The following is a 12,614-nucleotide window of genomic DNA, read 5'->3' as shown; positions in this document are numbered from 1 at the left end:
TCGACCAACTCCACCACGACACCGGACAGATGAGGCAGAAGCGCCTCGAAACTCGGCGAAGAACACGCGGGACAGGATGCCAGCCGTCAACACCTACCGATCACAAGATCAGCGACAGAGCCGAATTACGTGACGCGGAAGGCACCTTCGTTGGGGAATTGCGTGACCGCTGACACCAAGAGGCCATCCAGCGGATTGCCACCGAGAACACCGCCCTCAAGCAGCGCGTCCGCCAGCTCACCGCCGACAACCGATCCTTCGACGAACGCCTCCAGGCCGCCCGCTCCAACCTCCGCTTCCAGGACCGCCGCGTCGCCGACCTCCAAGCCCAGCTCGCGGCTCCAGCGGGCTGATCCGACGTGACCGGTGACCGCCGCATCCCTGGTGGGGCGGCCACCGGCCGTAGTGCACACTTGGCCGATGCTGTTGACGTTCATCGCAGAAGTCGCGGACGAGCCCCTGGTCCTGGACCCGGGCAGCCAGGCGACCGAGTCGCAGACCAACACCTGGCATCTCGGCACCGACGCCGATGAGCGGGCGACGCTGTCCGTGAAGGAGGTGGCTGCCGCCTTCGAGAGCACCGCGAGGGCATTGCGTGACCGCATCCGGACCCTCGGTCTGGATGGAACCGCCACGTTCTACGTCTGGCACGACGAGCAAGCCGGACAACTTCGCTGTTCGACCTCCTCACAGCCTCCGGAATCGCTCCCGTTCGGTGGTCACTACGTGCTGACCGAGACGCTCGAGCCGATCATCACTAGCTTCCTCGACGACAGTGATCCCGGCTCGGTGCCGTGGACCGACCTCACACCAATCGAGTCCGACGGCCAGGACCGGGCAGACGTCATGCCGCCGCCGTTCCCGGTCTGGACACGTCGAATCGGGCGCGATACCTGAACGCCCCTCGGTCTCGAAGCCGGGGAAAGCCAGTAGCCGCACCAGCCGGGGTCATGCGAACATCCCCAGCATGGAGCCCCAGGACGACCAAGCGGCAGGCGAGGTGCTGCACGGGCGCGGCTGGCGCAAGGCATTCACCGTTACCGAGATGGTCGACCAGTGGGCCTCGCTCGTCAGGACCGTTGAGAACGGCTACGAGGACCTCATTGACGAGTACACCAACGACCTCTACAGCCGGAACTGGCTCCACGAGGCGTGGGTTCTCCTGCCCGGGCACGTGCTCGTGACCTGGAACCAGCGGATCCAGGAACTCGACGACTGCTTCCGGGACGCAACCGCCTTCGACGACGGCCAGGCACTGTCCCAGTTTCATCGGATCGGTCGGTTCGATCCCGACGCTATGTGGTGGTGGCGGCGCTACCCGCGGATTCTCGTCGGCGACCTCGGACACGCGCTCCGCTCAGCCGGAGCCGTTGACCTGTCGCCAAGCCCGTGACCTGCCCGAAATCTGTCAGCAGCTTGGAACAGCACAGGCTTCAGAGTCATCTCAGACGACCAAGCCGAGCACCACCCCATCGGGCGACCTCAGAAAGTAGTGATGCATCGTCACGGACATGTAGTCTATAAATCGTCGCAGTTCAGAGCCGGTATCCGAGCTCCTGCGGTCGGTAAAGTGGAATTCAAGCGCGGGGTCGACGCAGGGGCGATCCATCAAGGGCTCTTCTACATGGCCTGGTTGATGGACCACCGCCGCGAGTTCGAGCACCTGGTCCGCGACCAGCTCGGGGCAACGGCCGCAGCCCAGGTGCTCTGGAGCGCGCCAAGGCTGATCTGCATCGCCGGCGACTTCACGCGCTACGACGTGCACGCCGTACGCGAGCACCGCAGGTCGATCGGTTCGCTACCGGCTCTTCGGCAGCGACCTGATCGGGCTGGAGACCGTGGCGTCGGTGAGCGGTGGGACCCAGGCACACCGGCGTGTGCGTCGGCATGCGGTCGCACGGACGGCGGCCGATGTCCAAGGTGCGTCGATGGTCGAGCTGGCGAGCGCGGTCGACGAGGCGTTGCTCGGTCTCGGGGACGGCGTGAACCGCGTAGAGCGTAAGCAGTACCGGGCGTATCAGCGCCTGCGGAACTTCGCCTGCGTCTGTCCGCCCCAGCGGAGCAAGCTCCTGGTGTACCTGAAGGTCGACCCCAGGGATATTGACTCCGTTCCTGGGTTCACCCGGGACGTGTCCGGGCTCGGGCATCACGGGACGGGCGATTTGGAGGTGCAGCTTCGTACGCTGCGAGACGTGGAGCGAGCGCAGGGTCTTTTCCGGGCGAGCTACGCAGCGGCTTGATCGCGTGCCGGTAATTTAGCCTTGAGTGCTTCGCGGTCGGTCTCTGCTAAGACCTGTCCCGTAACTGCCGGTCATGGGTGAGATGATCTTGCGGTGTCTGCTGTGATCACGGCGTCGGAGCCGTCTTGGATAGCCCCGTTCACCGGGCTGAGTCCGCGTTCCTTCGGCAAGTTGGTGACGGCACTGCGCCGCGAAGGTGCGGATCCGGTCCGTAAGGGCCGACCGTGGGGCCTCCCGCTGGAAGACCGCGTTCTGCTGGTGGCGGCGTACTGGCGAACAAACTTGACCATGCGCCAGCTCGCTCCGCTCTTCGGTATCTCGAAGTCCGCGGCCGACCGGATCATCGACCATCTCGGCCCCTCGCTCGCGCTCCAGCCACGCAAGCGGTTCCGCAAGGACACCGTGCTCATCGTGGACGGCACCCTGGTTCCGACCCGCGACCACACCATCGCCGCGCAGTCCAAGAACTACCGGTACTCCACGAACCACCAGGTCGTCATCGACGCCGACACCCGGCTCGTTGTGGTGGTCGGCCGGCCGCTGCCCGGCAACCGCAACGACTGCAAGGCGTGGGAGGAATCCGGCGCGAAGGCCGCCGTCGGCAGGACCATGACGATCGCCGACGGCGGCTACCCGGGCACCGGGCTCGTGATGCCCCATCGCCGCCGCAAAGGCGAAGAACTACCGGACTGGAAAAAGGCCCACAACACGTCCCACAAATAAGTCCGCGCCCGCGTCGAGCACGCCTTCGCCCGCATGAAGACCTGGAAGATCCTCTGCGACTGCCGCCTCAAAGGCGACGGCGTCCACCACGCCATGCTCGGCATCGCCCGCCTGCACAACCTCAACCTCGCCGGATAGGCGAACAGCCAGACCGACCACCGACCACGCCCACAGCCACCCCAAGATCATTTACGGGACAAGCCTTAGTCGGGTGGCTCCTTTCAACGGTCGGGCAGGGCGCAATGCCACGAAGCTTAAGTTGATCAAGGTTTCAATGGCGGCTCGCCGTTGGGTGGACTCGTGCGTCGTTGAAGCTCGTTTCGGGCGGACGGCTACGGTTGTCGCATGGATCAGGGGGCAGTTGAAGCGGGTAGGCCGGTTGCGCGACCGGACCAGGTGTCGCTGGGGGTCTTGGTCGCTGCGGTACCGCGGTTCAAGGTCGACGAGGCCGCTGCAGTGTGTGGGGTGGCTGAGCAACGTCGTGGTGGGAAGCTTCCTCCACATGTGACCGCGTACCTGACGATGGCACTGTGCCTGTTCGCCGATGACGGCGCTGAGGAGGTCGCGCAGAAGGTCACCGGGTCGCTGTCGGAGTTCGGCGTCTGGGACGCAGCGTGGGAGCCGCCGACGTCTTCGGGGATCACCCAGGCCCGCAAGCGGCTGGGCCGTGATGTGTTGCGTGAGACGTTCTACCGGGTCGCCGAGCCGGTGGCTGCCGGTGAGAGCCGGGGCGCTTGGCTGCGGCAGTGGCGGCTGATGGCCATCGACGGTTTCGACCTGGACCTGCCCGACACGGCCGAGAACGCAGCCGAGTTCGGCTACGCGGGCAACGATCAGTCCCGCTCGGCGTTCCCCAAGGCCCGGGTGGTGGCTGTGGTCGAGTGCGGGTCTCACGCGTTCATGGACGCCGAGGTCGGCCCGTGGAACCGCAGCGAGAAGGCGATGGCCGCCTCGCTGTTGATCTCGATCTCCAGCGACTGGCTGCTGTTGGCCGATCGCGGCTTCTACAGTTTCGCCGCGTTCAGTGCCGCCACACAGACCGGGGCGGCGTTGTGCTGGCGGGCGCCGACGCAGCTGCGGCTGCCGGTCCTGGAGGTCCTGTCCGACGGCTCATATCTCTCGGCGCTGGTCGACCCAGCGATCCGCGGCCGTGAGCGTGAGGAACTGCTGGACGAAGCGAGGTCGGGGGCGAAGCCGGACCCTGCCGCGGCCCACGTGGTGCGGGTCGTGGAGTACGACGTTCCCGACCGCGACGGGCAGGAACTGATCTGCCTGATCACCAATATCACTGACCACGACGCCTTGACGGCCGGAGAACTCGCCGGCGCCTACCAGCAAAGATGGGAGGAGGAGACCGCAAACGGGCAGCTCAAGAGCATCCTGCGCGGGCCGGGGAAGGTGTTGCGGTCCAAGAGTCCGGACCTGGTCCACCAGGAGATTTGGGCCTACCTGCTGGTCCACTACGCGATCAACTCCCTGATCTGCCAAGCCGCAACCGGCGCCGACATCGACCCGGACCGGATCAGCTTCCTGAGGACCGTCAATATCGTCCGCCGCACCGCCACGGGGACGGCGGCCTTTCCCCCCTGAGCGGTGGGACGCCGTGGCAGCCGAGATCCTTACAGCGCTCGCAGCACGCCGAAACTGCAACCCCGAACGGCGCCAACGCAGTTACCCACGGGTCGTCAAACGCGCCCGCCACAACTCCTATCCGGTGAAGAGGGCAACAGACGCCGGCACCCACCATGCGGGCCCACCCATCCTCAGGTTCGCCCTGCTCGGCTCACCTCCCACCAGATCAAGATCAAGATCAACTTAAGCTTCGTGGCATTGTCCCAAGCCCCGCCGATGGAATGCGTGAGTGGGGTGTATGGCTAGCCGTTGAGAAGCGGCAGGCGCTGGCCGGTAGAGGTCACTCCGGTCAGGTGGACACCGCCGCCTCGGGGTAAAGGGAGAACCCACCCCGGTCGTATCTCATTCGTGTGGAACGTGGAAACCCCGTTGGGGTCCGGGCGGCTCTGGCCCGGTCAGCCGACCGCAAGGAAGGCTCAACTCCCCAGCGGGAACAGGACGGCCCAACAAGCCAACGCCGGAAGCCGAAAGGAAACGGGAAAGTGATACATCATGATCGGCCCCTCCGCCGGCCGCCTCACATAACCGTCCGGATACGGGTGCACTGCCCGGACCCGAAAGGGTGCTGACGTGGGCCGAGTGAGCCTGTACAGAATCACTGGATAAAGATGACGGAACCGAGGGGCAAGTTGGACACCATGTTGATGGCGGACGGACCGGCCTCGGCCCTTCCGGCTGCTTCCGCGCCGGTGAACGAACCCGAGGGCGAAGACTTGGACTGGGCGTCGATTGACTGGCGTCGGGTCGAGGAAGACGTACGGCGTCTGCGGCAGAGAATCTTCACGGCATCGCAGGCAGGGGATCGCAAGAAGGTCCGCAATTTACAGAAGCTGATGCTCCGTTCCCGCTCAAACACGCTCCTGAGCGTGCGGCGGGTCACGGAGATCAATGCTGGACGCGCGACGGCGGGAGTCGACGGAAAGGTCGTGCTGTTGTCCCAGTCCAAGGCCGCGTTGGCTGACTAGGTCCAGCATCGCGCCCGACCGTGGATTCCCAAGCCCGTCAAGCGGGTGTTCATCCCCAAACCGGGGACCACGAAGAAGCGCGGACTCGGGATTCCCGTGATTGTTGACCGGTGCCTGCAAGCTGTGGCACTGGGAGCACTGGAACCCGCGTGGGAAGCGCGGTTCGAGCCGAAGTCGTACGGCTTTCGGCCCGGCCGCGGCTGTCACGACGCGATCGGGGCCATCTACTCCACGCTCAACGGGAAGAACCCGCAGCGTGCGTGGGTGCTCGACGCAGACCTGACGGCGGCGTTCGACCGCATCGACCACGCCCGGCTCATGGCCGCACTCGGTACCTTCCCCGCCCGGGGACTGGTCCGGCAGTGGCTGAAGGCCGGGGTCGTGGATCGCGGTCGGTTCGCCCGACCGAGGAGGGAACTCCGCAGGGTGGGGTGATCAGTCCGTTGCTTTTCAACGTGGCTCTGCACGGGATGGAGGAAGCCGCAGGGGTCCGCTATTACACCACCGGCAGAGATGCAGGGAGTGCGCAAAGCGGCAGCCCCGTGCTGGTGCGATATGCAGATGATTTTGTCGCGATGTGCACCAGTCGTGAACAGGCCGAGCAGGTCAAAGAGCGGCTGGTTGCATGGCTGACGCCCAGGGGGCTCGCTTTTCACGAGGACAAGACACGCATCGTCCACGCGGAGAGCGGATTCGACTTCCTGGGGTTCAATGTCCGCCGCTATCACGGCAAGTTGCTGATCAAGCCGAGCACAGCGGCTCAACGACGGATCCAGGAACGGCTCAGCACCGAAATGGTGGCTTTGCGAGGGGCCAACGCCGGTGCGGTACTTAAGAAGATCAACCCGGTCGTTCGGGGTTGGTCGGCCTACTACCGGACGGTGGTGTCCAGTGAGATCTTCACGGCGCTGGACAATCACATGTGGAAGCTCGCTTACAAGTGGGCCAAGCACAGCCACCCGAACAAGCCGAAGCACTGGATATCCGCCAAGTACTTCGGCCGGTTCAACAAAGCCAGGATGGACCGGTGGGTTTTCGGTGACCGCGACAGCGGCGCCTACCTGCTCAAGTTCTCCTGGACGAAGATAGTCCGGCACCAGTTGGTCAAGGGGAAGGCGTCTCCGGACGACCCTGCCCTGGAATCCTATTGGGCTCAGCGGCGCCGCAAGGGAACTCCTTTGCCAGTTGACGCTATGACCGTGCGCCTTCTACGGGAACAGCACGGCCGTTGCTCGATTTGCGGAGGGCTCTTGCTGCACGCCGACCACCCGCCACGAAGCCCACAAGAATGGGAAGCGTGGCGGGTCGTCATACGGAAGGCGATCTCCAAGCAATACATCGCGTTCCCAGGTGGGGGCACACCGGACGGTCAACGACTCCGTCTCCTCCACGCCCATTGTCAACGGCGGAATGAAGCCGCCGCGATGACAAGCCCAGCATTTGTACCTGCCGGCGAGCCTTCGGGGCTTGCTTGAGCCGTGTGCGGTGAAAGCTGCTTGCACGGTTCTGAGGGGGCGGGGACGCAGTAATGCGTCCCCGCTACCCGACTGATCATCGGGCTGAACCGATCGGCGATCGGAACTGTCGTGGAACGAACAACCCGCTACACACTGCTCGTTCACCTGCCGCGGGCCGAGGGCTACGGCACCGTCCCACCGACCAAGAACGGCCCCGCGCTGGGCGGCTACGGGGCCGTGGCCATGAAGGATGCACTGGCCACCACGATGGCCACCATGCCCGACCAGCTTCGCCGCTCACTGACCTGGGACCGCGGCAAGGAGCTGTCCGCTCACGCCCAGCTCACGGTTGAGAACCGGGCTGCCGGTCTACTTCGCGGACCCGCACGCCCCGTGGCAGCGGGCCACGAACGAGAACACCAACGGGTTGTTGCGCCAGTATTTTCCCAAGGGCACTGACCTGTCCCGATGGAGCGGCAACGAACTGGCCGCCATCGCCACGGTCCTCAACTCCCGCCCCCGCAAGACTCTCGGCTGGAAGACACCAGCGGAAGCCCTCAACGATCATCTACGATCAGCGCAAGCCGGTGTTGCGACGACCGATTGAATCCGCCTTGTGCACGCCGATCGTTGAGGTGGGCGTGGTCCTGGCAAGCGGGGCGACGAAGAGAAGGATCTGGGGTGGTCACGGTGGAGCAGTTTCAGGTGCGGGCGATCGGCCCTGCCCGGCCGGGCGTGGTTGTCCTGGCGGTGTCCGGCGCACTGGACTTCGGCACCGAGCAGCTCCTGGGCGATGCGGGGAGCCGGGCGTTGGCCGGCGGGTGCCGGCGGCTGGTCCTGGAGTGCGCCGGGGTGACGTTCTGCGACTCCCAGGGCCTCAACCGCTTCCTGAAACTGCGCAGGGAAGCCGAGCGCGGCGGTGCCGCACTGGTCCTGGCCGCGATCAGCACACCGGTGCGGCATGTCCTGGAACTCACCGGAGCCCTGCCGGTCTTCGGCCTCGCCGACACCGTCGACGAGGCCCTGCGCGCCGCGGGTGATGCGGACGCCGACACACCGGGCCGGGGAATCCCGGCGATCTGACCGCGGATGGGCGGCGCGTCAGGTGGCACCCGGTGCGTGGGTCTACGCGGGCTGGATGGCCGCCGACGGCTGTGTCCGAGGCGCCGCGGTGCTTTACCCTGCCCGCATTTTTCGATTCTGGTTCGATTTATGGATGTGGAGGAGTGGGCAGGCACGGTGTAGGGCGCGTGCCGGCTACGCCGACCTGGTGTGGTGAGGATCGGCCCTGAAGGAACGGAACGGCTGAGGCAGTGATCGGTGATGGGTGAGCGGTACCGGGCGTTGAGGGTGGCCGGCGATGTCGGCGCGGCGCGTCGTTGGGCGCTGGAGCAGGTGGAGAGCTTCGGCTGGGATCCCTCCTGGCGCCCGGATCCGGCGGCGGTGGCGTTGGTGGTCTCGGAACTGGTGACCAATGCGCAGCGGCATGTGGGCGGTCGGATCGGCCTGTCCCTGGAATTGGACGCGGGCCGGTTGCGGATCATGGTGCGTGACGGGTCTCTGCGTGTGCCGGTTCAGCAGCCCGCCGAGGCCGGCAGGGTCGGTGGTCATGGGCTGCGGATCGTGGCGGAACTGGCCGGGGGCTGGGGTGTGACCTGGCGGGGCGTCGGTAAGCAGGTGTGGGCCGACCTGGTGCAGCCCGGCCCGGTCCTGGTGCCCGGTTGGCGCCGCCGTGTGCACAGTGTCCCGCGCCCCGCCTGGCCGGTGGCCGCACTCGTGCTCACGTGCGCTGTTCGGGCCGCCGCACGGGGACGTCGCCACGCGCGCGATCAGCCTGCACCGCGTGGCCGGCTTGCGTGAGGATCACCCACAGGTCATGCCGCACCGTGGTAGCCCTCCCGCCAGGCCGGCGATTCCGGCTGGTACAGGCGGGTGCGCAAGAACGCGGGGATGGTCGGCGGGCCTGGGCCGGAGGGGGGATGCGTCACCCCATCAGGCGATCCCGCACCTGTTGTGCTGTCTGATAGGCCGAGGTATGCGCACTGATCCTGAGCATGTTCCCGCCGTTGTCCGCGAGATCATCGACGACATTGTCGAGGCTGTCCGGGCCGAAGGCCACCCTCGGCTGCGGGCCCTGCTTGATGACCTTGCCCAGGTCGCCGACCACGCCGCTCTGCTCTTGCTTCGCAGCCGGCTCCACGATGATCTGACTTCCGGCGGCTCGGGGCTGGTGGGACTGCTGCGGTGACGCGCGTGAACGTCGTGACGTCGTGGGCCCCCAGTGGGGTGGTGGGCGGCCGGAGAGGGTTGCTGTTCGGGCGCGCGGTCGTTGGCTGGGAGTGACAGTCATGCAGGGGCCCGTGATCCCGACCGGTCGGCGGCGCAGGACAACCGGCGACGGCGGGGAAACGGTCCTGCGCGTGGACGAACCGCCGATCTATGCGGAGCTGGCTGCCCGGTGGCGGCAGAGCGGGCGGTCGATTCCGGGTCAGCACGACCGTGAGTGGGCCGATCTGGTTACCGCGGTGCCCCACCTGGGCCTGTAGTCACGGGCGCGGTGCCGGCCTTCCCCCCGGCATCCCGCCGCCCCGCTCGCAGCCTCCATCCTCCGAGGTCCTCGTCGGTGCGTCGGTGTGCTTGGTCTACTTCGCTGGGATCGTCCACTCGACTGGTTCCGGTGCTGACTCCGGTGCGTAGATCACCCGCACCTGGCGGCGGGGCGGCGACCGTTCCGATGATCAGCTACCGGATTTCGGTCAGTTTGACGCTGATGACGGCCCGTTCGTAGGCCTCCAGCGCCCTCGGTTCGGCGTCGAGCCGGAGGGTTCTAGCCGTTCTGTCCTGTGACATTCCGGCCTGGGTGCTGTCAGTTTGGCGATGCCGTGTATTCGGCCATCTCGGCTCAAACAAAGAAAAGGTGAGCGGTCGGCGCAGGGTGTCAGCGCGGCCCGGCTCTACCTGCCCTGGCGCTGCGCCGGCGCGCTCATGGGGCGCCGGGCGCCGGGTGGCCAGGATCGCCTTTCGGCTGCCGCAACCTGACGGAAACCGCAGTTCAGCGTGCTGCAAGTCTCAAAATTTGGGACGTCGTAACCGCTCATCGGCGTTTGGCAGTCAAACCAACGAGCCTAGGGAAAACATGTGATTCGGGGGAGTTCTTCTACCGCAGATGAAGTGCTGCCCCACCGGGCAAATATCGATGGAGATCGCACTCCTCATACCATTACAAATATTTGGTCATGCGTGTCTTATGGGAAGAGCCTGGAATTTGCGCACTGCCCCGGCGGCATGCGGCACGGAAAACCATTTGGGGAACATCTATTCCCTTCTCGGTGCCGTGTCGGCCTGATGTCGCGCCTCGGCTCCACCCCCTGACCTAGAGGAACCCTGTGAACAGGAAACAGACCGCCGCTCTCCTTGCCCTCCCCACCTTCTTCGCCGGCGCAGCGCTCTTCCTCGGCACTCCCGCCGAAGCGTCCGCGCTGGCCTGCACCGCCGGCACCGCGGGTGTCGCCGGCGCCAACGGCAACGCCGCCCACCCCGCCGGCTATCCCGGCACCGCGGGCGGTCCCGCGACCGGAACCGGGGACTGCGCGGGCGGCGCGGGCGGTCCCGGCGGCAACGGTGTCCAGGGCGGGGCCGGTGGTGCGGGCGGCAACGGCGGGGCGGGCCTGGGCGGCGGCTCCGGTGGAGCCGGTGCCATCGGCGGCAACGGCGGCCCCAACGGTGCGGCGGGTGGCAACGGTGGCACCGGTGCCACCGGCGGCCCCGACGGCGCGGGCGGCGCGGGTGGAGCAGGCGGCGCGGGCACCAAGGGTGGTGCGGGCGGCACGGGTGGTTCGGGCGGTAACTCCGGCGCCAACGCCGGCGCAGGTGGACGCGGTGGCATCGGTGGCGCCGGGGGATCGACAGGTGGTGCGGGCGGTAACGCCGGCAACGGTGGCATCGGCCACGGCGGCGGCGCGGGCGGCAACGGCGGCGCCGGCGGGATCAACAGCTCCGGCAACGGAGGCAAGGGCGGAAAGGCCGGAAACGGCGGCAACGGCAGCACCGGCGGCGCTTACCCGGGCGGCGCCGCAGGCATCGGCGGGGCCGGGGGCCTGAGCTCCGGAGGCCTCCTCAACTCCGGCGGCAACGGAGGCAACGGAGGCAACGGCGGCGCCAAGTCCGGTGCCAGCGCAGATGGCGCCTGCGGTATCGGCGGCGCCGGCGGCAACGCCACCGGGGGCCTGCTCTTCCACGGCGGCACCGGCGGCACCGGCGGAACCTTCGGCGGCGGCAGCCCCTGCGCGAACGGGGCCAACGGCACACCGTGACCTGCCACACCCAGGTGCCCCCCGACATCGCGCCGCAAGGACACCTGGTGCACTCACACTCCGGGGCGTGACGAAACCGCCCAGCTTCCCGCCATGAGAGTCGGCTCACCGAGCCGACTCTCATGGCGGCGGTGTGCCCCGGCCGGCATCCGCGGCACAGCGAGGGGCGATGCGTTGCCGGCTGCGGGAACGCATGAGCGTCGAGAGCCACCTCGCAGCGCATCCGAGCGCACGCGCAAGGCCGGTCTCCTACGGAGCGTCGCCTGATGGGCGGCGTGGTGCTCCTGGGGGGGGAGCGTCAGGGGGTGGGGAGCGGCGGGACAGGAGCTGGCACTACGCAGCCGGCTGCGGCGGCTGCGGTCTTGAGGGCCTCCGCCGCTGCGGCGTTTGCCGTCTCCTGGGCCTTGAGGGCTTCCGCTGCCGTGGCTTGGGCGGCGGCCGGGTTGGCAGCGATGACCAGGGCGGCGGCCATGCTGGCCGCCGCCGTGACGTTGGCGGCCGCGAAGGCCGCGGCCTTGGTGGCCGCGTCCTGGAGCAGACCCACGCAGGCTGCGGCATCGGGGGGAACGGGAGCGGCGGCGGCTGACGGCGCGGTCAACAACCCACCGCTGACCACCAGGAACGAAGCGGCCAGGGACGTAGCGACTGAACGACGAAGCTTCATGCAATGAACTCCTCACACATAAGGGGACGCACCCACACAGGGCAGAACCAGAGCCGGATCAGAGCCTCGTAGGGCGGGCCCACCACCACGCGGCAGGCGATGGCTACTTGTCCTACGGCAGGCCACGGGCGGCCCCACCAGAGCCGACCACGCTCCCACCCCCTCCGCACTCTCAAGCAGGCCGAATGAGTTTCGGCCTTATGACGAGGACTCAAAAAGCGAACAGCCTACACACGTTCGACCGACCGGCCTCGGCGCTGGGCACGTTTCTCTTCCCAGGTCGCAGATGCGGCCGCACGACGACGCATCGGTCGGCATCTCCCGGCAGTCCTCCCCTGCAGAGCAGCGGCCAGAGTCCAGCCGACAACCGCTTGCCGGTAGCGGAGCGTGCTCCATCGGCCCAGCGGCGACCCTCTCGGTGCGGGCAATTACAGCCAGACATCACTGAATCTCTCTATTTCAAGACATTTGATCATCTAGTGCTGCGCAGGTGGGGCCATTGCCGCCTACGTTGTGGGTGTGCCGGTCGGGGAGTATCTCCGAGCGCACAAACCGAAAGGCGTACCTCATGCGCATCTTGCGCACCAACGCTCTTGCCCGGACCGTCCTGATCAGTGCGA

General features: G+C 67.1%; 11 protein-coding genes and 4 pseudogenes. 12 read left to right on the top strand and 3 right to left on the bottom strand.

All coding sequences use genetic code 11. The features are described from left to right. Positions 1–125: 125 nt before the first annotated feature. Positions 126–437, bottom strand: a complete 312-nt coding sequence (locus tag O3W51_RS45405; protein WP_187144775.1) for a hypothetical protein — start codon at positions 435–437, stop codon at positions 126–128. Between O3W51_RS45405 and O3W51_RS45400 the strand changes: the two genes are divergently transcribed. From O3W51_RS45400 to O3W51_RS45360, 11 genes and pseudogenes are all read left to right on the top strand, one after another. Continuing rightward, positions 421–897, top strand: a complete 477-nt coding sequence (locus tag O3W51_RS45400; RefSeq protein ID WP_187144774.1) for a hypothetical protein — start codon at positions 421–423, stop codon at positions 895–897. The two genes, O3W51_RS45405 and O3W51_RS45400, sit on opposite strands and share 17 nt — an antisense overlap. Positions 898–967: 70 nt before the next feature. Next, positions 968–1,393 (top strand): hypothetical protein, encoded by a 426-nt coding sequence (locus O3W51_RS45395; RefSeq protein WP_138359581.1) that lies wholly within the window; start codon positions 968–970, stop codon positions 1,391–1,393. 102 nt (positions 1,394–1,495) lie between these two features. Further along, positions 1,496–2,240, top strand: a pseudogene (locus tag O3W51_RS45390) (DUF5655 domain-containing protein). Between the two features lie 93 nt (positions 2,241–2,333). Then, positions 2,334–3,101 (top strand): annotated as a pseudogene (locus tag O3W51_RS45385) (transposase). A 207-nt stretch (positions 3,102–3,308) separates the two neighbouring features. Further along, positions 3,309–4,553 carry an IS4 family transposase gene (locus O3W51_RS45380; protein ID WP_138359339.1) on the top strand — a complete coding sequence of 415 codons (1,245 nt, stop codon included), beginning with the start codon at positions 3,309–3,311 and terminating at the stop codon, positions 4,551–4,553. A 680-nt stretch (positions 4,554–5,233) separates the two neighbouring features. Next, a complete protein-coding gene (locus O3W51_RS48685; RefSeq protein WP_306665079.1) occupies positions 5,234–5,560 on the top strand; it encodes a reverse transcriptase N-terminal domain-containing protein in 327 nt (108 codons plus the stop codon). A gap of 45 nt (positions 5,561–5,605) precedes the next feature. Continuing rightward, a pseudogene (locus O3W51_RS48680) lies at positions 5,606–6,216 on the top strand (reverse transcriptase domain-containing protein); the annotation flags it as partial. Between the two features lie 138 nt (positions 6,217–6,354). After that, positions 6,355–7,035: a group II intron maturase-specific domain-containing protein gene (locus O3W51_RS48675; protein ID WP_306665078.1), complete on the top strand. Its 681-nt coding sequence runs from the start codon at positions 6,355–6,357 to the stop codon at positions 7,033–7,035. 72 nt (positions 7,036–7,107) lie between these two features. Beyond that, a pseudogene (locus O3W51_RS45370) lies at positions 7,108–7,624 on the top strand (IS30 family transposase); the annotation flags it as partial. An 83-nt stretch (positions 7,625–7,707) separates the two neighbouring features. Next, a complete protein-coding gene (locus tag O3W51_RS45365) occupies positions 7,708–8,100 on the top strand; it encodes an STAS domain-containing protein (RefSeq protein WP_187144771.1) in 393 nt (130 codons plus the stop codon). A 240-nt stretch (positions 8,101–8,340) separates the two neighbouring features. Next, complete coding sequence (locus O3W51_RS45360; RefSeq protein ID WP_269289730.1) at positions 8,341–8,877, top strand: ATP-binding protein; 537 nt, start codon at positions 8,341–8,343, stop codon at positions 8,875–8,877. Positions 8,878–9,001: 124 nt separating this feature from the next. Here the strand turns inward: O3W51_RS45360 and O3W51_RS45355 are convergent, their stop codons facing one another. Then, the gene (locus O3W51_RS45355; protein WP_187144770.1) at positions 9,002–9,217 is read right to left on the bottom strand and encodes a hypothetical protein; all 216 of its coding nucleotides are present in this window, start codon (positions 9,215–9,217) and stop codon (positions 9,002–9,004) included. A gap of 1,186 nt (positions 9,218–10,403) precedes the next feature. Here O3W51_RS45355 and O3W51_RS45350 point away from each other — a divergent pair. After that, positions 10,404–11,330 carry a hypothetical protein gene (locus O3W51_RS45350; protein WP_198359549.1) on the top strand — a complete coding sequence of 309 codons (927 nt, stop codon included), beginning with the start codon at positions 10,404–10,406 and terminating at the stop codon, positions 11,328–11,330. Positions 11,331–11,628: 298 nt separating this feature from the next. Here O3W51_RS45350 and O3W51_RS45345 read toward each other — a convergent pair whose 3' ends face one another. Beyond that, entirely contained in the window at positions 11,629–11,994 is a 366-nt protein-coding gene (locus O3W51_RS45345; RefSeq protein ID WP_164294156.1) for a hypothetical protein, read from the bottom strand. Positions 11,995–12,614: the final 620 nt, after the last annotated feature.

The sequence above is a fragment of the Streptomyces sp. H39-C1 genome, from assembly GCF_027158125.1.
GTDB classification, from domain to species: Bacteria; Actinomycetota; Actinomycetes; order Streptomycetales; family Streptomycetaceae; genus Actinacidiphila; species Actinacidiphila fildesensis.
This window is presented reverse-complemented; position numbering and strand designations above follow the sequence as displayed.

Bases quoted from the DNA above. Each gene is read 5' to 3' on its own strand.
- O3W51_RS45380 (WP_138359339.1), top strand. From the start codon at position 3,309: ATGGATCAGGGGGCAGTTGAAGCGGGTAGGCCGGTTGCGCGACCGGAC.
- O3W51_RS48685 (WP_306665079.1), top strand. From the start codon at position 5,234: ATGTTGATGGCGGACGGACCGGCCTCGGCCCTTCCGGCTGCTTCCGCG.
- O3W51_RS45400 (WP_187144774.1), top strand. From the start codon at position 421: ATGCTGTTGACGTTCATCGCAGAAGTCGCGGACGAGCCCCTGGTCCTG.
- O3W51_RS45345 (WP_164294156.1), bottom strand. From the start codon at position 11,994: ATGAAGCTTCGTCGTTCAGTCGCTACGTCCCTGGCCGCTTCGTTCCTG.
- O3W51_RS45405 (WP_187144775.1), bottom strand. From the start codon at position 437: ATGAACGTCAACAGCATCGGCCAAGTGTGCACTACGGCCGGTGGCCGC.
- O3W51_RS45395 (WP_138359581.1), top strand. From the start codon at position 968: ATGGAGCCCCAGGACGACCAAGCGGCAGGCGAGGTGCTGCACGGGCGC.
- O3W51_RS48675 (WP_306665078.1), top strand. From the start codon at position 6,355: ATGGTGGCTTTGCGAGGGGCCAACGCCGGTGCGGTACTTAAGAAGATC.
- O3W51_RS45360 (WP_269289730.1), top strand. From the start codon at position 8,341: ATGGGTGAGCGGTACCGGGCGTTGAGGGTGGCCGGCGATGTCGGCGCG.